Origin of the sequence: Bordetella sp. N (genome assembly GCF_001433395.1) — a bacterium.
Taxonomy (GTDB): Bacteria; Pseudomonadota; Gammaproteobacteria; order Burkholderiales; family Burkholderiaceae_B; genus Bordetella_C.
Genome location: NZ_CP013111.1, coordinates 418630 through 443798, shown reverse-complemented (window position 1 = coordinate 443798; position 25169 = coordinate 418630). Strand labels below are relative to the sequence as shown.

The following is a 25169-nucleotide window of genomic DNA, read 5'->3' as shown; positions in this document are numbered from 1 at the left end:
GCTTAGAAATACCCTTCACGCTTGCGCCGTTCCATGGACGCCTCGGAGGTCTGGTCGTCCATGCGCGTGGCGCCGCGCTCGGTGATGTCGCTGATGGCGGTCTCCGCGATGATGGCGGCGTTGTCGGTCGAGTCGGACGCCACGGGGCAGGTGCAGGAAATGTCGCCCACCGTGCGGAACCGTACCGACAGGTTCTCGATCTGTTCGCCATCCTTGGGCGGCGTCAGGCGCGTCACCGGCACCAGCAGACCGCTGCGCCGCACCACGTCGCGTTGGTGGGCGTAATAAATGGACGGCAGCGCCAGCTGCTCGCGTTCGATGTACTGCCAGACATCCAGCTCGGTCCAGTTGGAGATGGGGAACACGCGCATGTTCTCGCCGCGATGCACCCGGGTGTTGTAGAGGTCCCAGACCTCCGGCCGCTGGTTCTTCGGATCCCACAGACCGAACTCGTCGCGGAAGGAGAAGATGCGCTCTTTCGCGCGGGCCTTCTCTTCATCCCGGCGGGCGCCGCCGATGCAGGCGTCGAAGCCGAACTCGGCGATCGATTCCAGCAGGGTCACGGCCTGCGCGGCATTGCGGGAATCGGTTTCGCGCCGCAACACCACCGACCCGCGGGCGATCGAATCCTCGACGCTGCGCACGATCAGCTTTTCGCCCAGCTCGGCGGCGCGCAGGTCGCGAAACGCGATCACTTCGTCAAAGTTGTGGCCCGTGTCGACGTGCAACAAGGGGAAGGGAAAGCGGCCCGGACGGAACGCCTTCTCGGCCAGGCGCAACAGGACGCAGGAATCCTTGCCCCCCGAAAACAGCAGGACCGGCCGCTCGCACTCGGCGGCGACTTCGCGCAGGATGAAAATGGCTTCGGATTCCAGCCAATCCAGATGGCTGCGGGTGTGTTGTACGGTGGACATAAGGGCTCTATGGAAATCTAGGGGAACCTATGGGGGGCCTGGGTGCGGGGGCTACGACCGCGAGGCCACGGGCTGGATCGCAATCCGGTTGCCGGCGTGCAGGCCACATTCCTTGGAGTCGGACGACTCCCACCACCAGCGGCCGGCGCGTACGTCTTCGCCGGGGCGGATGGCCCGCGTACAGGGCTCGCAGCCGATCGACGGATAGCCCTGGTCGTGCAGAGGGTTGTAGGGAACGCCGAAAGCGTGGATCGCGGCCCACACTTCGTCCTCGCTCCAGTCGGCCAGCGGATTGAATTTGTACAGATTGAAGGTAGTGTCCTGCTCTTCCTCGGGCAGCTCGGCGCGCGTCGTGGATTGCGCGCGGCGCTGGCCGGTGATCCAGGCGCTGCGCCCCGCCAGCGCGCGGCGCAGCGGTTCCACCTTGCGGATTTCGCAACAGGCCTTGCGCAGGTCGACACTCTCATAAAAGGCGAACGCCCCATGCGCGTCGACATGCGCCTGCACCGCCGCCGTGTCCGGACGGTAGATCTGCGGCCCGCGGCCGTAACGCGTTTCGATCTGATCCAGCAGGGCCAGGGTTTCGGCATGCAGGCGGCCGGTGTCCAGGGTGAAGATGCCCAGCGCGACGCCGCCGTCCAGGATGGCGTGCGTGAGCAGCATGTCTTCGGCCGCCAGCGATGACGCCAGCGCGGCGTCGGGATGGCGCCGCGCGATGTCGGCCAGGCGCCGGCCCAGCGCCTGCCATTTCTGCTCCAGCTCAGCGGAAAGAGGGGTCGATACTGCGCTCATGGTGCCCTCCTCCTAGGCGCGCCGCGCGTCGGTCTGCTCGGCGAAGATACGGCCGCGGCGCGGACGCGCCAGCAGCTGCTCGCCTTCGGCCAGACCCAGCGCACGGAAATCTTCTTCGGGCACCTGGGCTTCCAGCAGGCCGCCGTCTTCACGCGACAATTCGAGGAAGGCGCTGGGGCCGGCCAGATAGGCGTGGTTGAGCCGCACGGCGATGCCGTCGGTGGCGGGCGCATAGCGCAGGACCTCCAGTTCATGCGGCCGCACGTAAGCCACGGCGCGCTGCTCATCCAGGCCCTCGAACGTCGGCGCCGGCAACGACACGCCGCTGGTGCGCCAGATGCCGCCGGCCGCGTGGCCCGCGATCTGATTGACGTCGCCCAGGAAGCCATAGACGAAAGGCGTGGCGGGTTTTTCCCAGACCTCGCGCGGCGTGCCCACCTGTTCGATGCGGCCGGCATTCATCACCACCACGCGATCGGCCACTTCCAGGGCTTCTTCCTGGTCGTGGGTCACGAACACGCTGGCCACATGCAGCTCGTCATGCAGGCGGCGCAGCCAGCGGCGCAGTTCCTTGCGCACCTTGGCGTCGAGCGCGCCGAAGGGCTCGTCCAGCAACAGGACGCGCGGCTCCACCGCCAACGCGCGCGCCAGCGCGATACGCTGGCGCTGGCCGCCGGACAGCTGCGCGGGATAGCGGTCGCCCAGCCAGTCCAGCTGCACCAGGTTCAGCAGCGCGTGGACTTTCTCCTCGATGGCGGCTTCCGACGGGCGCTGGGCGCGCGGCCGGATGCGCAGGCCGAAGGCGACGTTCTCGAACACCGTCATGTGGCGGAACAACGCGTAGTGCTGGAAGACGAAACCGACCTGGCGGTCGCGCACGTGCACGTCCGTGCTGTCCTCGCCGGAGAAATACACGCTGCCGCTGTCGGGCGTTTCCAGGCCGGCGATGATGCGCAGCAGGGACGTCTTGCCGCAACCGGACGGTCCCAGCAGCGCCACCAACTCACCCGAATCGATATGCAGATTGATGTCGCGCAGCGCCTGGAAATTGCCGAAGCGCTTGTTGACTGCCTTGATTTCGATATCCATGTCTTTCCTGTCTGTTCTTTTCCGCCGTGCCTCGCGGCGAATCTAGGCCGCCACGCGTGCCGCCACGGTCGCGGCGGGCGCCGGGGCCACCGGTGTCTGTGCCAAGGCGTGCGCCAATTTCCTTGTGTGCCGCTCATGGCGCCACTCCAGGAAGGACTTCACGCACAGGGTCAGCAGCGCAAGCAAGGCCAGCAGCGATGCCACGGCGAAACCCGCCTGGATCTGGAATTCGTTGTAGAGAATTTCGACTTGCAGGGGGATTGTATTGGTCAGCCCGCGAATATGCCCCGACACCACCGAAACCGCGCCGAATTCACCCATGGCCCGGGCATTGCACAGGATCACGCCATAGATCAGGCCCCAGCGGATATTGGGCAGGGTGACGTGCCAGAACGTCTGCCAGCCACTGGCGCCCAACACCACGGCCGCTTCCTCCTGTTCGCTACCCTGGGCCTGCATTAGCGGGATCAGTTCACGCGCCACCAGCGGCAGGGTCACGAAGGTGGTCACCAACACGATGCCCGGCACCGCGAAGATGATTTTCAGGTCATGGTCCATCAACCATGGGCCTATCCATCCCTGCGCGCCAAGCACCAGCATATAGGCCAGGCCCGCCACCACAGGCGACACCGAAAACGGCACGTCTATCATGGTGATCAGCACCGACTTGCCGCGGAACTCGAAACGGGCGATGGCCCAGGCCGCGGCGACACCGAACACCACATTCAAGGGCACGGCGATGGCGGCGGTCAGCAGGGTCAGGCGGATGGCCGACCACGCGTCGTCATCGGACAGCGCATTGAAGAACGCGCCCGCGCCCTTGCGGAAGGCCTCGGCGAAGACCACGCACAAGGGCAGCACCAGGAAGGTCAGCAGGAAGATCACTGCCACGGCGATCAACACCACGCGCACCCAGCGTGACTCGTCACGCTTGCCCGGATGGCGCCGGACCGCTTGAATGGCCGCGCTCATGGTTTACCTCCGCGCAGCCGACGCTGCCAGAACTGCAACCCGTTGATCGCCAGCAGCAGCAGGAAAGACGTCACCAGCAAGACGGACGCCACGGCGGCGGCGCCGGCATAGTCGAACTGTTCGAGCTTGACCAGGATCAGCAGCGGCGTGATCTCCGACACCATGGGCATATTGCCCGCGATGAACACGACCGAACCGTACTCCCCCACGGCACGCGCGAAGGCCATGGCGAAACCCGTCAACAGCGCGGGCGCGATCGACGGCATGATGACCTTGCGGAAAATCTGGAAGGGAGTGGCGCCCAGGCTGGCGGCGGCCTCTTCCAGTTCCTTTTCCGCGTCCTCCAGCACCGGTTGCACGGTCCGCACGACGAAAGGCAGGCTGATGAAGGTCAATGCCACCACGATGCCGGCGGGCGTGTAGGCCAGCTTGATGCCAAGGGGAGTCAGATACTGGCCGATCCACCCGTTGGGACCCAGCAGCGCCGCCAGGGAGATGCCGGCAACGGCCGTCGGCAAGGCGAAAGGCAGGTCCACCAGGGCATCCAGGATGCGCTTGCCGGGAAAGCGGTAGCGCACCAGCACCCAGGCCACCAGCAGCCCGAACACCAGGTTGATCAAGGCCGCGATCAAGGACGAACCGAAGGTGACGCGGTAAGCGGCCAGCACGCGCGGCGACGTCACGGCGGTGACGAACTGCGGCCACGTCAAGGCGAAGGACTTGATGAACAGCGCCGACAAAGGCACCAGCACCAATAGTCCGAGGTAGAACAGCGTAATGCCCAAGGTCAGGTTGAAGCCGGGCAGCACACGCCGGCCACGCCGGCTGGGCGGGGGCGGAGCAACGGCCGGCAGGCCGCCGTGCGCGAGCACGGCGGCCTCCAGCGTTTGTGCGGCAGGAGCTTGGGTCATGGCATCCCTCCGCTCGAACCGCCAGCGGCGGTCGAGCGCAATGTTCCTGTCTTACTGCTTGACATAGATCTGGTCGAATACGCCGCCGTCGGCGAAGTGGGTCTTGTTGGTCGTGGGCCAGCCGCCGAAGTCCTTGTCGATGGTGACCAGGTCGATCTTGGCGAATTGCTTGGCGTACTTGGCCTTGGCCTGCTCGCCGGTGGGGCGATAGAAATTGCGGCCGATGACGTCCTGCGCCGCATCCGAGTACAGGTAATTGAGATAGGCCTCGGCCACCGTGCGCGTGCCCTTGCGGTCGACGTTCTTGTCCACCACGGCCACGGTCGGTTCGCACAGGATGCTGACGCTGGGCGCGACGATTTCGAACTGGCCCGGACCGAATTCATTGAAGGCCAGGAAGGCGTCGTTTTCCCAGGAGATCAGCACGTCGCCCACGCCACGTTGCGCGAAGGTGATGGTCGAACCGCGCGCGCCCGAATCCAGCACCGGCACGTTCTTGAACAGCTTGGCGACGAAATCCTTGGCGCCGGCCTCGCCGCCGAATTTGCGCTTGCCGTATTCCCAGGCGGCCAGATAATTCCAGCGTGCGCCCGCCGACGTCTTGGGATTGGGCGTGATAACGGACACACCCGGCTTGATCAGATCGTCCCAGTCCTTGATGTTCTTGGGATTGCCCTTGCGCACCAGCAGGATGATGGTCGACGTGTAGGGCGAGGAATTGTGCGGCAGACGTTGCTGCCAGCCTTCCTTGACCCAGCCGCCATGGGTGACCAGCGCTTCGACATCGGGGGCCAGGCCCAGGGTCACCACGTCGGCGGGCGCGCCGTCGATCACCGTGCGCGCCTGCGCGCCCGACCCACCGTGGGAATTCTTGATGATCACATCCTGGCCGGTCTTGGCTTTCCAGTACTTGGCGAACACCGGGTTGTACTGGGCGTACAGCTCGCGGGTCGGGTCATAGGAAACGTTCAAGAGTTCGACGGGCTTGGGGGCGTCGGCGGCGCGGGCCGTGGCCAGGCTGCCGAGCACACCCAGGCTGCTGCCGGCCGCGGCGGCGCCCAGAGCCAGGGATTGCTTAAGAAACGTGCGCTTGTTCGAGCTGGTTTTCATCATTTCCCGCAGTTGTGTCGATATTTGGTTTTCATGCTTACGAGGCATTAGGCGTACGGCATTGTGCTTGGCGGCATCCCCATTCCCAACGAATAAGATCTTTGTTCTTTATTGCTTTAGGAAATACCAACGCGCATAAAAAAACGCCGGCATCCTTTCGGATGCCGGCGTTGCTGAGTATCGAGGACGCGGCTTACTTGTTCGGCTGCGGGGTGATGCGCAGATACGGGCGCACGGCCTTGTAGCCCTTGGGGAATTTCTGCTTGATCACTTCCTCGTCCTTAAGGGACGGAACGATGATCACGTCGTCGCCGTCCTGCCAGTTCACCGGGGTGGCCACGCTGTGGCTGTCGGTGAGTTGCAGCGAGTCGATGACGCGCAGGATTTCGTTGAAGTTACGGCCGGTGCTGGCCGGATAGGTCAGCGTCAGGCGCACCTTCTTGTTGGGATCGATGATGAACACCGAGCGCACGGTGGCCGTGACGCTGGCATTCGGGTGGATCATGTCGTACAGCTCGGCAACCTTGCGGTCGTCGTCGGCCAGGATGGGGAAATTGACCGTCGTGTTCTGCGTTTCGTTGATGTCGTCGATCCACTTGGCGTGGGAATCGACGGGATCGACCGACAGCGCCAGCACCTTGACGTTGCGCTTGGCGAATTCATCGGCCAGCTTGGCGGTGAAGCCCAGCTCGGTGGTGCAGACCGGCGTGAAATCGGCCGGGTGCGAGAACAGCACACCCCAGCTATTACCCAGGTATTCGTGGAAACGGATCGTTCCGACGGACGACTTCTGTTCAAAATCGGGCGCGGTATCGCCCAGGCGCAATTGAGTCATAGTGATCCTCTTCGATTCAAAGGGTTGAGTGCGGGATTGAACACGGACGGGTCTGGCGTGCCCCCCGGCAGCCGGCAATGACCGCATTCTTCATGATTTCCACAGATGAGTAAAACAAGAAAAGCTGAGGGCTTAAATAACTTTATGTAATATTGGCGCGCGCGGCCCAGATGTCGACAATTTCACCGGCCCGCACGGCAGCCCCAAGGGCGCCGGCGCGCGGCAGGATGTGCGCGCCATAGAAAAATGCCGTCGCCTGCTTGGCCTGCAGAAAAGCGGGGTCCGCCCTTGCGGGGTCCGCCCTCGCGGGGTCCGCCCCTGCTGCGTCCGCGCCCTGCCCTTCTCTTGCCATCTTGCGGCAGGCCAGGACGGCCCGGGCCATCTGCCAGCCGCCGTGCAGCACGCCAGTGAGCATCAGGAACGGCACGCTGCCGGCGAAGATCGCCCGCAGATTGCTGCCCGCCTGCGCCTGCATGAAAGCCAGCGCTTCGCCCTGGGCATGCATGGCGCGCCGCAGGTTGTCGCGCAGCAGGCCGATGGCGGCGGCGTCCGCCTCCTGCTTGCCCGCCTGCGCGTCGGCCGCTTCCGCATCCAGTTCGGCGGCGGTCTGCCCCATGGCTTGCAGCATGGCTTGCGCGGTGGCGCCGCCGTCCCGCAGCAGCTTGCGCCCGATCAGGTCATTAGCCTGGATGGCGGTGGTGCCTTCGTATATCGGCAGGATGCGGGCGTCGCGGTAATGTTGGGCGGCACCCGTCTCTTCGATGTAGCCCATGCCGCCGTGCACCTGCACCCCCAGCGACGCGACCTCCACCGCGCATTCGGTAGAGAAGCCCTTGATCACCGGCACCAGGAATTCGTAGAAGGCCTGGTTGCGCGCGCGCGTTTCGGCATCGGGATGATGTTTGGCCAGGTCGCGCGCCGACGCCGCCACATAGGACACGGCGCGGGTCGCCTCGGTCAAGGCCCGCATGGTCAGCAACATGCGCTGTACGTCCGGATGATGCGCGATGGTCACGGGGCCGGCCGACCCTTCGATGGCGCGCCCCTGCACCCGCTCGCGCGCGTAGCCCAGCGCCTGCTGATAGGCGCGTTCGGACACGGCGATGCCCTGCTGGCCCACGGCGTAGCGCGCGGCGTTCATCATGATGAACATGTATTCCAGGCCGCGGTTTTCCTCGCCGACCAGATAGCCGACCGCGCCCTCTCCCACGTCGCCCTTGCCTGAACCGTACAGGAGCACGGCCGTCGGGCTGGCGTGGATGCCCAGCTTGTGTTCCAGCGACGCGCACCAGACGTCGTTACGCGCGCCCAGGCTGCCGTCGTCGTTCACCAGGAATTTCGGCACGACAAACAGGGAGATGCCCTTGACCCCGGCCGGGGCGTCAGGCGTGCGCGCCAGCACCAGGTGGATGATGTTCTCCGCCAGGTCGTGTTCACCGTAGGTGATGAAAATCTTTTGCCCGCTCAGGCGATAGCTGCCGTCGTCCTGCCGCACGGCCCTTGTGCGCACTTGCGCCAGGTCCGAACCGGCCTGCGGTTCGGTCAGGTTCATCGTGCCGGTCCAGGTGCCCGCCACCAGCTTGGGCACGTAGGTCTGGCGCAGCTGCTCGTCACCGACGGTGAGCAAGGCCTCGATCACGCCATCGGTCAGCAAGGGGCATAGCGAAAACGCCAGGCTGGCGGCGTTGATGTTTTCATTCGCGCAGGCAGCCACCACCTTGGGCAGGCCCTGGCCGCCCCATTGGGCTTCGTGCTGCAAGCCTTGCCAGCCACCGTCCGCGTAGGCACGGAAGGCCTGAACATGGGCGGGCGACGTCGTCACCGTGCCGTTGTGCCACACGGGCGGCTGCACGTCGCCAGGCTGATTCAGGGGCGCCACCACGCCTTCGACGAAGCGCGCGTTCTCGTCCAGGATGGCATCGACCAGGTCGGGGGTCAGGTCCTCGAAGCCGGGTTGTGCCAGGATCTGGTCCAGGCCGGCCAGGGCCTTGAGTACGAAGCGGATGTCCGCGAGCGGTACGGTGTACGTCATGTCGTCTCCGAGATGGCTGCTGCCTGATTGCCACTGAGCGGCCTGGCGCCTTCGGCAAGGATATCGCCGGAGCGCTCTGATGTGAATTGCCCAGGCGCCAGTCTACGCCACAAATAACAACGCCTCGACCGCAAGGTCGAGGCGTTTTTTTCACACCAGCAATGCGCGGATTTAGAGCGCGCCGGCCAGTTGCGGAACCAGTTCGAACAGATCGCCGACCAGGCCGTAATCCGCCACGCCGAAGATCGGCGCCTCGGCGTCCTTGTTGATGGCGACGATGACCTTGGAGTCCTTCATGCCCGCCAAATGCTGGATGGCGCCCGAAATCCCGATGGCCACGTACAGCTGCGGCGCGACGATCTTGCCGGTCTGGCCAACCTGCCAGTCATTCGGTGCATAGCCGGCATCCACAGCGGCGCGCGAAGCGCCCAGGGCGGCGCCCAGCTTGTCGGCCAGCGGCTCCAGGATGTGGAAGTTTTCAGCGCTGCCCATGCCACGGCCACCCGACACCACCACGCGCGCGCCGGCCAGTTCCGGACGATCGCTCTTGGCGACTTCACGGCCCACGAAAGACGACAGGCCGCTGTCGGCCACGGCCGTCAGGTTTTCCACCGCCGCAGAACCACCTTGCGCGGCCACGCCGTCAAAGCCCGTGGTGCGCACCGTGATGACCTTCACCGCATCGCCCGACTGCACCGTGGCAATGGCGTTGCCCGCGTAGATGGGACGCTGGAAGGTGTCGGCCGATTCCACCGCGGTGATATCGGAGATCTGCGCCACGTCCAGCTTGGCGGCCACGCGCGGGGCCACGTTCTTGCCCGACGCGGTAGCCGGGAACAGGATGTGGCTGTAGTCCTTGGCGATGGCCAGCACCTGGGCCGCCAGGTTTTCGGCCAGGCCGTCGGCCAGCTGCGGCGCATCGGCCAGCAGCACCTTGGCCACGCCGGCGGCTTGCGCGGCCTGGTCGGCCACGGCCTTGGCATTGCTGCCGGCCACCAGCACGTGCACGTCGCCACCGATCTTGGCGGCGGCGGCGATGGTGTTCAGGGTGGCGCCCTTCAGCTGGGCGTTGTCGTGTTCGGCAATAACCAGAGTCGTCATCTTCAGACCACCTTCGCTTCGTTCTTCAGTTTGTCCACCAGCGTGGCCACGTCGGGCACCTTGATACCGGCCTTGCGCGCGGGCGGCTCCGAGACCTTGAGGGTCTTCAGGCGCGGCGCGGGATCGACACCCAGGTCTTGCGGCGTGACGGTATCCAGCTGCTTCTTCTTGGCCTTCATGATGTTGGGCAGCGTGACGTAACGCGGCTCGTTCAGGCGCAGGTCGGTGGTGACGATGGCCGGCAGCTTCAGGGTCAGCGTTTCCAGGCCGCCGTCGACTTCGCGCGTGACCTTGACCTTGTCGCCTTCGACTTCGACCTTGCTGGCGTAGGTGGCCTGGGGCCAGTCCAGCAGCGCGGCCAGCATCTGGCCGGTCTGGTTGGCATCGTCATCGATGGCCTGCTTGCCCAGGATCACCAGCTGCGGCTGTTCCTTGTCGACCACGGCCTTGAGCAGCTTGGCCACGGCCAGCGGCTGCAATTCAGCGTCGGTCTGGATGAGGATGCCGCGATCGGCGCCGATGGCCATGGCGGTGCGCAAGGTTTCCTGGCTTTGCTGCACGCCAGCGGACACGGCGATCACTTCCGTGGCCGTGCCCTTCTCCTTCAGGCGCGTGGCTTCTTCCACCGCGATTTCGTCGAACGGGTTCATCGACATCTTCACGTTGGCGATGTCCACACCGGTTTGATCCGATTTGACGCGCACTTTGACGTTGTAGTCGACGACGCGTTTTACAGGTACCAGGACCTTCATCCAGCAGCCTCCAGAGGGGTGATTGCCTTATATTGGCGTAACAAATATTTGATAGCGGCAGACCGCGAGGATCCGCAAACCTATCCGATTCTACAGCCTGTTGACGCCCATCGCGGCCGCCAGGCGGGCACTTGACCACACTGCGGACTAGGAAGAACTTCGCGATTTTTGAAGGGGGTGTTAACAGGGGACACGTCCGCGCGACGGGCCGCGCATACGTTTTTCGGTGTCATAACCCGCCCAGCGCGCGGATATGCGCGACCACGCTGCGCCCCAGCGCGGACAGGTCATAGCCGCCCTCCAGCAGGCTGACGATACGGTTGCCCGCATGGCGCTCCGCCACTTCCACCAGCCGCTCCGTGATCCAGGCGTAATCCGCCTCCACCAGCCCCATCTGGCCCAGCTCGTCCTCGCGATGGGCGTCGAAGCCCGCCGACACCAGGATCAGCTCGGGCCGGAAGGCATCCAGGCGCGGCAGCCAGTGGTCGCTCACCAGTTGCCGCACCACCGTGCCATCGGTATAGGCGGGCACCGGTTCGTTCAACATGTTCGCGGCAGGATGGTCGGTGCCGCAGTTCGGAAACAGCGGATGCTGGAAGAAGCTGCACATCAGCACCCGATCGTCGCCGGCCAGGATGTCTTCGGTGCCGTTGCCGTGATGCACGTCGAAGTCGATGATGGCCACCCGGCTCAGGCCGTGATGCTCCAGCGCATGCAAGGCCGCGATGGCGATGTTGTTGAGAAAGCAGAACCCCATGGCCCGGTCGCGGCAGGCATGGTGACCCGGCGGCCGCACGGCGCAGAACGCCGTCTGCGCCCGGCCCGCCAGCACCGCGTCGACGGCCTGGATGCCGGCGCCCGCGGCATGCAGCGCGGCATCCAGCGTGTGCGGGTTCATCAGGGTGTCCGGATCCACTGTGTAATACCCCGACGCCGGCGCATGGCGGCGCAGCCTTTCCAGGTGCCCGGCGGTATGCGCGCGCAGGATGGCCTCGGTGGACGCCGGCGTGGCTTCCACCTGCTCCAGATAGGACATGATCCCGCTGGCCAGCAGCTGGTCGTTGATGGCGCCGAGCCGCTGCGGGCTCTCCGGGTGCCAATCCCCCATTTCATGCAAGCGGCATGAGGGGTGAGTAAGATACAGGGTCTCCATAGGGAAGATTATGTTCACCAGTCGACGATTCCTGCAAATCGCTTTGGCGACGTCCGCCTTGGCGGGTTGCGCCAGTACCCCGCCGCAAGCCGGTCCGGCCCTTGCGGCGGGGGCTCAACCCCCGGCCGCCGCCGACGGCGAGGTGGCCCGCATACGCATCGGCCCACCGCCCGCCCAGGGCGCCCTGGCCAGCATGAACAGCGATCCGGGTGACGAACCATCGGCCGTGCTGGGCGCCTCCGGCCAACTGCGGCCCGAGGTGCAGGCTTACGCCCGCCAATTGGCGGCGGACCGCACCCTGCCCGTCGACGCGCTGGTCAGCGCCCTGTCCGGCGCCCGTTACAGCGAAACCGTGGCGCGCCTGATCGCGCCGGCGCCCGGCAAGAAGATCTCGCGCAGCTGGATCACCTACCGGTCGCGCGTGGTCGAACCCAAGACCATAGGCTGGGGCGCGACGTTCTGGCAGGAAAACCAGGACTCACTGGACCGTGCGGCCCAGCGTTTCGGCGTGCCGGCGTCGGTCATCGTCGCCATCATCGGCGTGGAAACGCGCTACGGCCGCAATATGGGCAGTTTCCGCGTGCTCGACTCGCTGTCGACCCTGGCCTTCGACTACCCCGATCCCTCCAAGCCTGACCGCGCGCAGATGTTCCGCGATCAGCTGAGCGACTTTTTGACGCTGGTGATGCAGGGCAAGCTGGACCTGCAGACGCGGGGGTCTTACGCCGGCGCCATCGGCATGCCGCAATTCATGCCGGGCAGCGTCATGCGCTATGCGATCGACGGCGACGGTACCGGCCATATCGACCTGGCCAACAGTCCCAACGACGCCATCCTGTCGGTCGGCAACTTCCTGAAGGAGCATGGCTGGCAGCGCGGCCAGCCGGTGTTCGCGCCCGTGGCCCTGCCGGCCAATCCCGCCGCCCTGGTCGACGGCGGCCTGAAGCCCCTGCGCGATTGGCCGCAATTGCAGGCGGCCGGCGCGGCGGCGCGGCCGGGAACGGCGCAGGCGGGCTATGGCGGCAGCTGGCAGCAAGGGCCGCTGGGGGTGATCGACTTGCCCGAGGAATCCGCGGGCACCGCGGAGTATCGGACGGCGACGGTCAATTTCTTCGCCTTGACCCAGTACAACCGCAGCTATTTCTACGCCACGTCGGTGGCGGATCTGGCGGAAGCCGTGCGGCAGCGGATGAACCTGGTGGCAGGAAGGTAAGCGGCGGCGCGCTTCGCTGCGGCAGGTATAAAAAAGGGAAAGCCCCAAGGGGCTTTCCCTTTTGTCCTTTGGAACAAGGACTTCTTGAGCAAGGGCTGATTGGAAGCCTTGCCTGGAAGCCGCCTGGGTAAAGCCCCTCCGGGGCTTTACCTTTTCCCCGCGGCGGGGGTCAGCCGTTGAACACGCCCGTGGACAGGTAGCGGTCGCCGCGGTCACAGACGATGAACACGATGGTGGCGTTCTCCACGCGCTCCGACACCCGCAGGGCGGCGACCAAGGCGCCGGCCGACGAGATGCCGCCGAAGATGCCCTCTTCCGCGGCCAGGCGGCGGGCCATGTTCTCGGCATCAGCTTGCACGATGGATTCGTAAGCGTCGACGCGGTCACGCTCGAAGATGGCCGGCAGGTAGGCTTCCGGCCACTTGCGGATGCCCGGAATCTGCGAACCCTCGGCAGGCTGCGCGCCCACGACCTGGATGGCGGGATTGCGCGACTTCAGATAGGTCGACACACCCATGATGGTCCCGGTGGTCCCCATGGCGCTGACGAAATGGGTGATGCGGCCACCGGTCTGCGTCCACAACTCCGGCCCCGTGCCTTCGACGTGCGCGAGCGGATTGTCCGGGTTGGCGAACTGGTCCAGCACCTTGCCCTTGCCTTCGCTCTGCATGGCCAGCGCCAGGTCGCGCGCGTATTCCATGCCCCCCTTGTCGGCCGGCGTCAGGATGAGTTGCGCGCCATAGGCCGCCATCGCCGCGCGGCGTTCCACCGACAGGTTGTCCGGCATGATGAGGATCATGCGGTAGCCGCGCATGGCGGCCACCATGGCCAGGGCGATGCCGGTATTGCCGCTGGTGGCTTCGATCAACGTATCGCCGGGCCGGATTTCGCCGCGCGCTTCGGCGCGGCTGATCATGGACAGCGCCGGCCGGTCCTTGACGGAACCAGCCGGGTTATTGCCTTCCAGCTTGGCCAGGATGACATTACCGCGTGCGTCGCTGTCGGCGCCCGGAATGCGTTGCAGACGGACCAGGGGCGTATTGCCGACGGTCTGCTCGATAGTGGGGTAGGTAGCGGTGTTCATGCCAGGAATATACCGCCCCCGTCCACCCACCGCGACCCATGGCCGCGCCGCCGCCAGGGATAAACCGCCGCTGGCGCATCCTGGACCTTCTATCGCCACCGCGGCTACCCTACACCAACGGGCCTTGCAACCCGCCGTCGGGCGCCGGGCCGGACTTCGAAACCGTCAGCGCCATGGGCCGATAGGCCAAGAAGGGAGGGATGGGGGTATCCCCCATCCCTCCTACTCTCTGCGTATGCAGAAAATCTCCAGACCCGAGGGTTTCAGGAACGGCCGCCGCCCCGGCGGGACCCTGGACGGCCGGGGCCGGTACCTGGCTTGGCGGGCTCACCCTTGGGCCCGGCTTGCGGACCTGCGGGCGCATCGGCCTTGCCCGCCGTGGCATCGGCAGCACCGCCGCCTATGCTCAAGCCGGCCTCCTGCAAGGCCCGGGCCTTCTTCGCGCCGATGCCGCGCACACGGTCGGACAGGTCTTCCAGCGACTGGAAATTGCCCCCGCGTTGGCGTTCCTTGATGATGATGGCGGCCGTCTTGGGCCCCACGCCGCGCAGCGTCTGCAACTGTTCGGCAGTGGCACTGTTGACGTCCAGCGCCGCCGCTGATGCCGCCGCGAGGGACATGCCGGCCGCCAAGGCCAGCATGCCGAGCCGTCGCCCCCAATGCCGCAAGTCACGCCGACCGGCACGAACAGCGCGCCGCGCCCGCCGGCCCATGTCCGCCGACGGTTGCCGCGCAGCGGCGGCCAGCGCGATGCTGGCCGCGGCCGCTGGCGCTGCCGTGTGCACGGCGCGACCCGTGCGCGAAGCAGCGCCCGCCAATGGATAGGCCGAAGCCACAGGATTGTGTACGAAAGGATTCATGGATGTCTCCAGGGGCGCGCCCCTGAAGGCGCCGCCCGCAAGGGTGGATGAAAAACGCGGCAGGCCCCGATGCCCACCGCCGATCCATCTTGCGCCGCCCCGGCGTGGCGCAAGCCCGCAGGTCAGCAAAACATCCATGCGTAAGACTACGCGGCCAACCACCCGGCCGACTAAGCGGCCTTGCCCTGGCCCCGTTCGCGCCAGTAGCGCACGTACTCCGCCACACCCGTCTGCACGTCCCGCATGGGCTGCGTGAAGCCGGCGCCGCGCAGGCGCGCCGTATCGGCCTGCGTGAAGCTCTGGTAGCGGCCCTTCAGATCCTCCGGGAAGGGGATATAGCGGATCAGCCCCTGCGCCACCAAGGCTTCCAGCGGCTGCGGCGCATGCCCCTGTTCGGCCAGCAAGGTATTCACCACCGCGGCGGCGACATCGTTGAACGGCTGCGCGCGCCCGGTACCGCAATTGAAGATGCCGGACACCTTCGGGTTGTCGAGGAAGTGCAGGTTCACCGCGACCACATCGTCAACCGAAATGAAATCCCGGCTCTGCCCGCCATTCTCATAACCATCCCAGCCTTCGAACAGGCGCACATGCCCTTCCGCCAGGAACTGGTTCATATTATGGAAAGCCACCGAGGCCATGCGGCCCTTGTGCTGCTCGTGCGGGCCGTAGACATTGAAATACCGCAGGCCCACCACCTGCGCGGTCAACGCATGCATGCGCGTGCGCAGCACCTGGTCGAACAGCAGCTTGGAGTAGCCGTAGACGTTCAGGGGCGCTTCGTTGGCGGGGTCTTCGATGTAGGCCGTGGGCGAACCGTAGGTGGCCGCCGACGAGGCGTACAGGAAAGGCACGCACTGGACCTGGCAGTACTCGAACAACTCGCGGGTGACCCGGTAGTTGTTGTCCATCATGTAGTGCCCGTTGCGCTCGGTGGTGTCGGAGCAGGCGCCCTGATGCAGCACGGCGCGCAGTTCGGGCAGGTCGCCGGCCAGCACGCGGCGGCGGAACTCGTCCTTGTGCAGATAATCGGAGATCTGGCAGTCGACCAGATTGACGAACTTGTCGCCCTCGGTCAGATCATCCACCGCGATGATGTCGCGGATGCCGCGGCGGTTCAGCCCGCGCACCAGATTGCTGCCGATGAAGCCGGCCGCGCCAGTTACTACGATCATGATAATTCTCCCAATTCCTGTGCGGTGACGGTGGACGTACCCAGCTTGCCGACCACGATACCGCCCGCGCGGTTGGCCCAGCGCATGGCATCGGGCCAGCCCATGCCCACCGCGCGGGTGACCGCCAACGTCGCCAGCACGGTATCGCCCGCGCCCGAGACGTCGAACACTTCATGCGCCTGCGCGTCCACATGTTCGCGGCCCGCGTCGGTGAACAGCGTCATGCCCTGCTCGGAGCGCGTCACCAGCAAGGCTTCCAGCTGCAATTCGCCGCGCAGCTTCTGGGCGCGATCGTCCAGGTCCTGTTCCGTCTGCCAGCGGCCCACGGCCTGCTGCATTTCCGAACGGTTGGGCGTGACCAGCGTGGCACCCCGATACGGCGTGTAGTTGTCGCCCTTGGGATCGACCAGCACCGGCACGCCGGCGGCGCGCGCGGCCGCGATCAGGCCTTCCACCCTTGCCAGCGTACCCTTGGCGTAGTCCGACAGCACCACCACGTCATGGCCGGCCAGATGGCTGGCCACTTCGGCATCGATGCTGTCCAGGGCGGCATGGCCAGGCTGTTCCTCGAAGTCGACACGCAGCAGCTGTTGCTGGCGGCCCAGCACGCGCATCTTCAGCGTGGTCGGCTGGTGGGCATCGGCGACCAGCGCCGCCTGGATGCCCGCTTCGGTGGCCAGGCGGTGTATGCAGCCACCGGCCTCGTCGCTGCCGACGATGCCGATCAGGGTTGCCTGCGCGCCCAGGGCCACGATATTGCGCGCCACGTTGGCGGCGCCGCCCAGGCGGTCTTCGCGGCGCGCCACGCGCACCACCGGTACCGGGGCTTCCGGGGAAATGCGCTCGACTTCGCCGAACCAGTAACGATCCAGCATGACGTCGCCGACCACCAGGATGCGGCAGCGTGCGATGTCGTCCAAGGGAAAAGTGCTCATTCCAGTTCTTCCAGCCGGCGCGGCGAATAAGTCTCCCAGGCGTTGCAGCCGGGACATTGCCAATAGTAGCGACGCGCCTGGAATCCGCAATTGCGGCAGGCATAGCGGTCCAGACGCTGGGTATGTTTATGGATCACGCTGCGCAGCAGGGTAAGGTCGGCGCCCAACACCGGGCTGCCCTCGCCTTCCACCACCGGCGCGGCCAATTCGGCTTCCAGCAGGCGATCCAGGCCCAGCAGCGACGGATGCAGGCGCAGCGCGCCCCGCGCGAAGGCCCAGGCGGGCTCCGATCCGTGCTGTGCCCGCAATTCGCGGAACACGATATTGAAGAGATCCAGGGAAGGATATTTGGCGTACTGCTTCTGCAGCAGGTCGAGCACCTGGGCCGATTCACCGGATTTGCGATAGCTGTCGAACAGGGCGTCGGCGACCAGGCCGGCGAACTCGGGCTCATCGGTCAGCACCGATTCCAGGTGCATGCGCTCCAGCTTGATATTGCCTTCCAGGCGCGCCAGGGCCGCCCGCAGCATGGCGACACGCACATGCGACGCCCCGCGGCTGCCCGCATGGCCCTTGGCCGAGACTTCCGCGGCATGATCGGCGGCGTCCAGCGCCACCTGCGCGGCATCGACATTGGGCGGCTTCTGCGACAGCGCGTGCTGCGCCTGTTCGCAGTGGTAATGCACCAGCTGCGGCACCGGCTCGTCCACCAGGCCCCGCAGGGTCTTGACCGCTTCGATGGCGCGCGGCCAGTCGTGTTCCGACTCGTAGATGCGAATCAGGGACCGCAAGGCATCCAGGGCGTAGCGGCTGTCGGCCAGCGACTTGAAGCCGGCTTCGGCGCGATCCAGCATGCCGGCCTTGAGGAAGTCCTGCGCCAGCTCGTTCTGGGCGTGCTCGCGCTCCGCCGTGGGCAGATCGGCCCGGTTCAGCAGGCTTTGATGCACCCGGATGGCCCGTTCCATCTCGCCGCGGCGCCGGAACAGGCTGCCCAGGGCGAAGTGCAGCTCGGTGGTTTCGGGGTCGAGCTTGGCCACTTCGATGAAGGCGTCGATCGCGCGATCGGGCTCTTCATTGAGCAGGAAATTCAAGCCGCGGAAGTAAGAATCCGGCAGGACCCGGGTTTCCGACAACATCTGGCGAATATCGAACCGCGCCGCCAGCCAGCCGAGGGCAAACAGGACGGGGACGAATATCAGCCACCAGGGTTCAAAATCCACGATGCGCGCTCTCGCAACAAAAAGGGATGACACGCGCGCGAGCGCGATGCGGGGATGGCCGGACGGCCGTGCTTGCCACCATTAAAGCGGCGACATCGGCGCGATGGTTTCCGGCGCGACCTGTACCGGCACCTGCTGGCCGTTGACGGCGGTCTGGATGCGATCCAGCTCGCGGCGCAGGCGTTGCGCCTCACGGCGGCGGCGCATCGACGCCGGCACGGTCAGCAACAGGCCGAAGATGGCGCCGAAGACGAAGGTGATCAACATGACCACGATCAGCGGCACGTCTTGGATGACGTAGTCGTTGTAGAAATGGATGGCAACCGGATTGGTGTTCTTCAGTGCGAACATCAACACCACGACAAACACGATCAATCTCAGGGCCCAGACCAGGTAGCGCATGGCGCATGCTCCAGCAAACAGCGGAACCCGTGATTGTAAGCGAAGCGCCATCAAGGTTGTAATCAGGGGCGAAAGGAGCACTGCTGCGCCGGATGGATGATGGTCCCGGAGCGCCGACCGACGGATCGCCACCCGCAAAAAACAAAAGGCCCCGTTTCCGGGGCCTTTTGCTATGAGACGACAAGACGGGGGCGGATCAGCCTTTGAGCTACGCCACCTGTTTAATGCATGGCGTGCATATCCAGGGCCGACGGCAAGGTGTCGGATGAGCCTTCCGAGGAAGACTTGCCATCCGATGCCGATGAGTCGGCGTCCAGATCGACGCGTTCACGCAATTCCTTGCCCGCCTTGAAATGCGGCACCTGTTTACCAGGCACCAGCACTTGTTCGCCGGACTTCGGATTACGGCCCACACGCGGCGACCGCTGCGACAAGGAAAAACTACCAAAACCGCGGATTTCGATGCGCTGACCCGAGGCTAAAGCCTGGGCCATCGCATCCAGCATGGTTTTGACAGCGTAAACAATGTCACGCGCGGCCAACTGCGGATATCGGGCCGCCAAGGCGGTGATCAGCTCCGACTTGGTCACGTCGCATTAACCGTCGTTGCGCTGTTGGTCCAGCTTGGCCTTCAGCAGAGCACCCAGGTTGGTGGTGCCCGACGAAGCGCTGGCATCCGACATGCGCTGCAGGGTATCGGCGGTTTCGGCGTTGTCACGGGCCTTGATCGACAACTGGATCGAACGCGTCTTGCGGTCGATGTTGATGATCATGGCGTCGATGTTGTCACCAGCGTTCAGCGCGGTGGTCGCGTCTTCCACACGGCCCGACGAGATTTCCGAAGCGCGCAGGTAGCCTTCGACGTCCACCGACAGGGTCACGACAGCACCCTTGGCTTCAACCGACTTGACGGTACCAGGAACCACGGCGCCCTTGTCGTAGGTCGCAACGAAGTTGTTGAAGGGATCGCCTTCCAGCTGCTTGATGCCCAGCGAGATGCGTTCCTTGTCGGTATCGATGCCCAGAACCACGGCTTCGATCTCGTCGCCCTTCTTGAAGTTGCGCACGGCTTCTTCGCCGGTTTCCGTCCACGACAGGTCGGACAGGTGAACCAGGCCATCGATGCCGCCGGGCAGGCCGACGAACACGCCGAAGTCGGTGATCGACTTGATCGCGCCCGAAACCTTGTCACCGCGCTTGAAGTTCGTGGCGAACTCTTCCCACGGATTCTGGCGGCACTGCTTCATGCCCAGGGAGATACGGCGACGGTCTTCGTCGATTTCCAGGACCATGACTTCGACTTCTTCGCCCAAGGTGACAACCTTGCGCGGATCGACGTTCTTGTTGGTCCAGTCCATTTCCGAAACGTGCACCAGGCCTTCGATGCCGGCTTCGACTTCGACGAACGCGCCGTAGTCGGTCAGGTTCGTGACCTTGCCGAACAGGCGGGTGCCTTGCGGGTAACGACGGGCCAGGCCCACCCACGGATCTTCGCCCAGCTGCTTGACGCCCAGCGAGACGCGGCTCTTTTCCTGGTCGAACTTGAGGACCTTGGCTTCGACTTCCTGCCCCACTTGCAGGACTTCGGAGGGGTGACGCACACGGCGCCAGGCCATGTCGGTGATGTGCAGCAGGCCATCGATGCCGCCCAGGTCAACGAACGCGCCGTAGTCGGTGATGTTCTTGACCACGCCCTTGACCACAGCACCTTCGTGCAGGGTTTCGAGCAGCTTTTGACGCTCTTCGCCCATGCTGGCTTCCAGCACCTGGCGACGCGACAGCACAACGTTGTTGCGCTTGCGGTCGAGCTTGATGACCTTGAATTCCAGGGTCTTGCCTTCGTACGGCGTGGTGTCCTTGACGGGACGCAGGTCGACCAGCGAGCCCGGCAGGAACGCGCGGATGCCGTTGGTCATGACCGTCAGGCCGCCCTTCACCTTGCCGGTGATGGTGCCGGTAACCAGTTCGCCGTTTTCCAGGGCCTGTTCCAGTTGCAGCCAGGCCGACAGACGCTTGGCACGGTCACGCGACAGGATGGTGTCGCCGTAGCCGTTTTCGAGCGAGTCGATCGCCACCGAGACGTAGTCGCCCGGTTGGACTTCGAGCTCGCCCTGATCGTTCAAGAACTCTTCCAGGGGGATCAGCGCTTCGGACTTCAGGCCGGCGTTGACGACGACGAAATTGTGGTCGATGCGAACGACTTCAGCGCTGATGACCTCGCCGGACTTCATGTCCTGGTTCTGGAGGCTTTGAGCGAACAGGTCGGCAAAGCTTTCGCCGCCGGAGGTGTTGGGAAGAGAAGACATTAAGGTTAGGTCCATAGGCTCGGGATTGAGCCAGGTTGAGAACACGCCGTCACGCAAGATCCGCGACAGCGGAGTTAAACAATTCCGTCGTTGACGCGCCGGTCTTGCCGGTTAAGCGCCACTGACGGCTCAGGTACTGCAAATACTTGATTGGCACAGCAAACAGCCACAGCGAAACCAGACTAGCCTGGGGTCAGCCCTTGGCCTTGGCCCGCCAGAGATCCAGAATGAACTGCACGGTTTCCTGTGCGGTCATCCTGGAAGAATCCAGGGTATGGGCATCGGCCGCCGGGGCCAACGGGGCCACGGCTCGCTGCGTATCGCGCGCGTCACGCTCTCGCATATCGCGCAGCAGGTCTTGCAATTTAGCAGAAATACCCTTTTCCATCAACTGCTTACGCCGCCTTTCCGCGCGCGCCTCGACGTCCGCCACCAGGAAGACCTTCAAGCCGGCATCGGGGAAGACGACGGTGCCCATGTCGCGGCCGTCGGCGACCAGGCCCGGCGCGTGGCGAAAAGCGCGCTGGCGCTCCAGCAAGGCCTGGCGCACGGACCCGAAGGCCGCCACCTGGGACGCGAAGTTGCCGACCGCCTCCTGGCGAATGTCGTGGCCGGCCTCATGGCCTTCCAGATAGATGTGGCCGCCGTCGAAGCGCACGTCCAGGGCCTCGGCCACGGCGGCCACGGCCTGCTCATCCGTGGCGGCGATACCGCGCCGCAGGCTGGCCAGTGCCGTCAGGCGGTAGAGCGCCCCACTGTCCAGCACGGCAAAGCCCAGCCGGCGCGCGACGCCGTGGGCGACAGTGCCCTTGCCCGACGCGGTCGGGCCGTCAATGGTGATGACAGGTGCCAGTTCACTGTTCATGATCGCCCCCGGTTTGCGCCGCGCCGCCGACCAGGGCCGCGTAGACATCGAAATACGTCGGGAAGGTCTTGCTGACGCAACCCGGATCCAGGATGCGCACGGCAGCTGGCCCGAATGCCGCGAGGGACATGCTCATGGCCATCCGGTGATCATCCCACGTACCGATGTGCGCGTCACGCCAGGCGTCGGCGGCGGGCGGCGTCACCCGCAGCCAGTCCGGCCCGGATTCCACCGTGGCGCCGACCTTCTCCAGCTCGGTCTGCATGGCGTGGATGCGATCGGTTTCCTTGACGCGCCAGCTGCCGATATTGCGCAGGCGGCAGGTGCCGTCGGCGAACAGCGCCAAGGCGGCGGCCGTCATGGCGGCATCGGGGATCAGGTTGAAATCCGTGTCGAAAGCGCGCAGCTTGCCGCCGCGCGCGGCCTCGACGCCGCTGGATTCGATCCAGTCCGGCCCCGCGGTGATGCGCACGCCCATGGCTTCCAGCGTGTCGGCGAAGGCGATGTCGCCCTGGATGCTGTCGCGGCCCACGCCGGTGACGCGCACCGGACCGCCGCCGATGGCGCCCAGCGCCAGGAAATACGAGGCCGACGACGCGTCGCCTTCCACCGCGATGCGGCCGGGGCTGACGTAACGGGCATCGGCCGGCACGGTGAAGCGGCTCCAGCCGTCGCGCGCCACCCGCACGCCGTAGCGCGCCATCAGATTGAGCGTGATTTCGATATAGGGCTTGGAGATCAGGTCGCCGACGATGTCGATGACCAGGGGCTGGCCGGTAGTGGCCGTCAGGATGGGCGAAGCCAGCAGCAAGGCCGTGAGGAACTGGCTCGACACATTGCCCGGCATGCGCGCGGCCTGGCCGGCGCGCAGCTGGGCCGCGCCGATGCGCAGGGGCGGATAGCCGTCCTGCCCGGTGTATTCGATGGTGGCGCCCAGTTCGCGCAAGGCTTGCGCCAGGTCGCCGATGGGACGCTCGTGCATGCGCGGGACACCGGACACACGGTAATCGCCGCCCATCAGGGCCAGCGCCGCGGTCAGGGGACGCATGGCGGTACCCGCATTGCCCAGGAACAGGTCAGCCGAGGCTACCGGAAAGCGGCCGGCGCCCTGTACCGTCACACGACCCTCGCCCTGCTCTTCCAACCCGACACCCAGGGCACGCAAAGCCGCCAGCATGACCCGCGTATCGTCGGAGTCCAGCAGGCCCGTGATCTCGGTCGAGCCCTGCGCCAGCGCGGCCAGCAGCAGCACGCGGTTCGAGATGCTCTTGGAGCCCGGCATGGCCACCACGCCGCGCGCATGCACGGCGCGCGGCAAATCCAGATAAGACAAACTGCTCATTTCGTATTCCCCAATCGCCAACCGCGCCGGCACACCGCCGCTTCGTCCAGCAAGGACTCCAGCGCGGCGCCGTCGCTGCGTTCCAGGGCCTGCTCGGCGCTGTCCAGCACGGCACGCAAAGCGGACAGCTCGGTCAGCATCGCATCGCGGTTGGATAGAAAAATGTCGCGCCACATTTCCGTCGACCCCGCGGCGATGCGCGTGAAGTCACGGAAGCCCGAACCGGCCAGGGCCAGGCGTTCGGCGGCGTCTTCACTGCGGGCGACCTGCGCCACGTAGACCGACGCCAGGAAATGCGGCATATGGCTGACGGAACCCAGCACGCGGTCGTGCGCCAGCACATCCATGTCGCGCACGCGGGCGCCGCAGGCTTCCCAGGAGGCACGCACCAGCGCGATGTCCGCGGGCGCGTTTTCCGCCAGGGGCGTCAGGATGACGTTGCGGCCGGCATACAGCTCGCCGTCCGCGGCGTCAGGCCCCACCCGCTCGCCGCCGGCGATGGGATGGCCCGGTACGAAGCAGGCAATGCGATCGCCCAGCGCGGCGCGCGCGGCATCGACCACTTCCGCCTTGGTGCTGCCGGCATCGGTGATGACCACGCCAGGCTTCAGATGCGGACGCATCTCCGCCAGCACCTTGGCCATGGCGCCCACCGGCGCCGCCAGCATGATCAGGTCGGCTTGCGCGGCGGCCTCGGCGGCCGTGGCGGTGTCGTCGATCAGGCCAAGTTCGTAGGCCCTCGTCAGCGATTGCGTGTTGCGGCCCACGCCCAGCACACGGCCGACATGGCCGGCGCGGCGCAGGGCCGCTGCGTAGGAACCGCCGATCAGGCCGACCCCGACCACTGCCAGGACGGGAATCGGCGGGCGCACGTCGCCCGAGGGATCGACCACCCGGACCACCCCGGGCGCGCCCCCGGCAACGTTGTTGAAGGAATCGCCAGCGGGCGGCCGGGCGGCTTGGCTCATGATTGCAGAATCTGCTTGAGCGCCGCGATGAACGTTTCGTTCTCTGCCGGCAAGCCGATGCTCACGCGCAGGAATTCCGGCAAGCCGTCGCCGGCCACCGGACGCACGATGACGCCGCGCTTTAGCAGTTCCAGGTTGATGCGGGGCGCGTCACCCACGTGCACCAGCACGAAGTTGCCGAAGCTGGGCACGTACTTCAGACCCAGCTCGTCGAAGGCCTGGTACAGCTGCGCCTTGCCTTCCTTGTTGACCTGATAGGAACGTTGCTGGAAGTCCGTATCGGCCAGCGCCGCGATGGCGGCGGCCTGCGCCAGCGAGTTGACGTTGAACGGCTGGCGCACGCGGTTCAGGATGTCGGTCAGCCCCGGCTGCGCGGCGGCAAAGCCCACGCGCAGGCCGGCCAGGCCGTAGGCCTTGGAGAAGGTGCGCGACACCACCAGATTGGGGAAACGCTTGACCCACTCGGTGCTGTCGAAGCGCAGCTCCGGCTCCAGGTATTCGTTATAGGCCTCGTCCAGCACCACCACCACGCGATTGCCATGCAGGGTGTGAACCTGCTCCAGGAAGGCCTGGATGCGATCCGCCGGCTGGAACGTGCCGGTGGGATTGTTGGGGTTGGCGATGAAGACGACGCGCGTATCCGGTTCGATGGCCGCCAGCATGGCGTCCAGGTCATGGCCGTAGTCGCGGGCGGGCACGACGATGTGGCGGGCGCCACGCGCTTGCGTTGCCAGGCGATAGACCGCGAAGGAATGCTGCGCGTAGACCGCGGACGTGCCCGCGTCCAGCAAGGCCAGGGCCACCAGTTCCAGAATGTCGTTAGAACCGTTGCCCAGGGTGATCCAGTCCAGCGGCAGCTGATAACGCTTGGCCAGCGCGGACTTCAGGTCGAAGCCGTTGGGATCGGGATAACGGCCCAGGCCGCCGACCACGTTGAGCATGGCCTGGCGTGCCGAATCGGGAATGCCCAGCGGGTTTTCGTTGGACGCCAGCTTGACGATGCGCGCCGGGTCCAGCCCGAATTCGCGTGCCAGCTCCTCGATGGGCTTGCCAGCCTGATAGGGAGCGATGGCGGTGACATGCGCGGGAGCGTCGTAGGTTTTGTTATCGGTCGTCATGACTAGCTGCTGCGGAGAGT

24 protein-coding genes are annotated in these 25169 nt (G+C 65.6%); 1 reads left to right on the top strand and 23 read right to left on the bottom strand.

What is annotated here, in order from left to right:
- Positions 1-2 precede the first annotated feature (2 nt).
- The 11 genes from cysD to ASB57_RS01845 all read right to left on the bottom strand — a co-directional run bounded on the left by cysD (position 3) and on the right by ASB57_RS01845 (position 11661).
- A complete protein-coding gene (gene cysD, locus ASB57_RS01895; RefSeq protein WP_057650071.1) occupies positions 3-914 on the bottom strand; it encodes a sulfate adenylyltransferase subunit CysD in 912 nt (303 codons plus the stop codon).
- 51 nt (positions 915-965) lie between these two features.
- Positions 966-1706: a phosphoadenylyl-sulfate reductase gene (locus tag ASB57_RS01890; protein WP_057650068.1), complete on the bottom strand. Its 741-nt coding sequence runs from the start codon at positions 1704-1706 to the stop codon at positions 966-968.
- A 12-nt stretch (positions 1707-1718) separates the two neighbouring features.
- Entirely contained in the window at positions 1719-2795 is a 1077-nt protein-coding gene (locus tag ASB57_RS01885; RefSeq protein WP_057650066.1) for a sulfate/molybdate ABC transporter ATP-binding protein, read from the bottom strand.
- Positions 2796-2837: 42 nt separating this feature from the next.
- The gene (cysW, locus tag ASB57_RS01880; RefSeq protein ID WP_057650064.1) at positions 2838-3767 is read right to left on the bottom strand and encodes a sulfate ABC transporter permease subunit CysW; all 930 of its coding nucleotides are present in this window, start codon (positions 3765-3767) and stop codon (positions 2838-2840) included.
- Entirely contained in the window at positions 3764-4678 is a 915-nt protein-coding gene (gene cysT / locus ASB57_RS01875) for a sulfate ABC transporter permease subunit CysT (protein WP_082621310.1), read from the bottom strand. Before cysT ends, cysW begins: the two co-directional genes overlap by 4 nt.
- 51 nt (positions 4679-4729) lie before the next feature.
- Complete coding sequence (locus ASB57_RS01870) at positions 4730-5791, bottom strand: sulfate ABC transporter substrate-binding protein (RefSeq protein WP_057650061.1); 1062 nt, start codon at positions 5789-5791, stop codon at positions 4730-4732.
- A 190-nt stretch (positions 5792-5981) separates the two neighbouring features.
- Positions 5982-6623, bottom strand: coding sequence for a peroxiredoxin (locus tag ASB57_RS01865; RefSeq protein WP_057650059.1), 642 nt, complete (start codon positions 6621-6623; stop codon positions 5982-5984).
- Positions 6624-6765: 142 nt separating this feature from the next.
- On the bottom strand, positions 6766-8655 hold the full coding sequence (locus ASB57_RS01860) for an acyl-CoA dehydrogenase (protein WP_057650056.1): 1890 nt from the start codon (positions 8653-8655) through the stop codon (positions 6766-6768).
- Between the two features lie 171 nt (positions 8656-8826).
- A complete protein-coding gene (locus tag ASB57_RS01855; protein ID WP_057650054.1) occupies positions 8827-9756 on the bottom strand; it encodes an electron transfer flavoprotein subunit alpha/FixB family protein in 930 nt (309 codons plus the stop codon).
- A 2-nt stretch (positions 9757-9758) separates the two neighbouring features.
- Positions 9759-10508 (bottom strand): electron transfer flavoprotein subunit beta/FixA family protein, encoded by a 750-nt coding sequence (locus ASB57_RS01850; protein ID WP_057650051.1) that lies wholly within the window; start codon positions 10506-10508, stop codon positions 9759-9761.
- 229 nt (positions 10509-10737) lie between these two features.
- A complete protein-coding gene (locus ASB57_RS01845) occupies positions 10738-11661 on the bottom strand; it encodes a histone deacetylase family protein (protein ID WP_057650049.1) in 924 nt (307 codons plus the stop codon).
- A gap of 10 nt (positions 11662-11671) precedes the next feature.
- On the opposite strand from ASB57_RS01845, the gene mltB reads away from it, so the two are divergent.
- Entirely contained in the window at positions 11672-12874 is a 1203-nt protein-coding gene (mltB, locus tag ASB57_RS01840) for a lytic murein transglycosylase B (RefSeq protein ID WP_057650047.1), read from the top strand.
- A 169-nt stretch (positions 12875-13043) separates the two neighbouring features.
- On the opposite strand, the gene cysM is transcribed toward mltB, so the two are convergent.
- The 12 genes from cysM to hisC form a co-directional block, all read right to left on the bottom strand.
- Positions 13044-13958, bottom strand: a complete 915-nt coding sequence (gene cysM / locus ASB57_RS01835) for a cysteine synthase CysM (protein ID WP_057650045.1) — start codon at positions 13956-13958, stop codon at positions 13044-13046.
- A gap of 263 nt (positions 13959-14221) precedes the next feature.
- Positions 14222-14818, bottom strand: a complete 597-nt coding sequence (locus ASB57_RS31265; RefSeq protein ID WP_082621309.1) for a DUF655 domain-containing protein — start codon at positions 14816-14818, stop codon at positions 14222-14224.
- Positions 14819-14988: 170 nt separating this feature from the next.
- Positions 14989-15993 carry an ADP-glyceromanno-heptose 6-epimerase gene (gene rfaD / locus ASB57_RS01825; RefSeq protein WP_057650043.1) on the bottom strand — a complete coding sequence of 335 codons (1005 nt, stop codon included), beginning with the start codon at positions 15991-15993 and terminating at the stop codon, positions 14989-14991.
- Positions 15990-16928 carry a D-glycero-beta-D-manno-heptose-7-phosphate kinase gene (rfaE1, locus tag ASB57_RS01820; protein ID WP_057650041.1) on the bottom strand — a complete coding sequence of 313 codons (939 nt, stop codon included), beginning with the start codon at positions 16926-16928 and terminating at the stop codon, positions 15990-15992. The genes rfaD and rfaE1 overlap by 4 nt, the downstream gene beginning before the upstream one ends.
- Positions 16925-18148, bottom strand: a complete 1224-nt coding sequence (gene lapB, locus ASB57_RS01815; RefSeq protein ID WP_057650038.1) for a lipopolysaccharide assembly protein LapB — start codon at positions 18146-18148, stop codon at positions 16925-16927. The genes rfaE1 and lapB overlap by 4 nt, the downstream gene beginning before the upstream one ends.
- Before the next feature lie 81 nt (positions 18149-18229).
- The gene (locus ASB57_RS01810) at positions 18230-18550 is read right to left on the bottom strand and encodes a lipopolysaccharide assembly LapA domain-containing protein (protein WP_057650036.1); all 321 of its coding nucleotides are present in this window, start codon (positions 18548-18550) and stop codon (positions 18230-18232) included.
- A 221-nt stretch (positions 18551-18771) separates the two neighbouring features.
- Positions 18772-19140, bottom strand: a complete 369-nt coding sequence (locus ASB57_RS01805; protein WP_057650035.1) for an integration host factor subunit beta — start codon at positions 19138-19140, stop codon at positions 18772-18774.
- Positions 19141-19146: 6 nt separating this feature from the next.
- Positions 19147-20871 (bottom strand): 30S ribosomal protein S1, encoded by a 1725-nt coding sequence (gene rpsA, locus ASB57_RS01800; protein ID WP_156414037.1) that lies wholly within the window; start codon positions 20869-20871, stop codon positions 19147-19149.
- Between the two features lie 178 nt (positions 20872-21049).
- Positions 21050-21721 (bottom strand): (d)CMP kinase, encoded by a 672-nt coding sequence (cmk, locus tag ASB57_RS01795; protein ID WP_057650032.1) that lies wholly within the window; start codon positions 21719-21721, stop codon positions 21050-21052.
- Positions 21711-23063, bottom strand: a complete 1353-nt coding sequence (gene aroA, locus ASB57_RS01790) for a 3-phosphoshikimate 1-carboxyvinyltransferase (RefSeq protein WP_057650030.1) — start codon at positions 23061-23063, stop codon at positions 21711-21713. Before aroA ends, cmk begins: the two co-directional genes overlap by 11 nt.
- A complete protein-coding gene (locus ASB57_RS01785; RefSeq protein WP_082621308.1) occupies positions 23060-24031 on the bottom strand; it encodes a prephenate dehydrogenase/arogenate dehydrogenase family protein in 972 nt (323 codons plus the stop codon). Before ASB57_RS01785 ends, aroA begins: the two co-directional genes overlap by 4 nt.
- A complete protein-coding gene (gene hisC, locus ASB57_RS01780) occupies positions 24028-25149 on the bottom strand; it encodes a histidinol-phosphate transaminase (RefSeq protein ID WP_057650028.1) in 1122 nt (373 codons plus the stop codon). The genes ASB57_RS01785 and hisC overlap by 4 nt, the downstream gene beginning before the upstream one ends.
- Between the last annotated feature and the right edge of the window lie 20 nt (positions 25150-25169).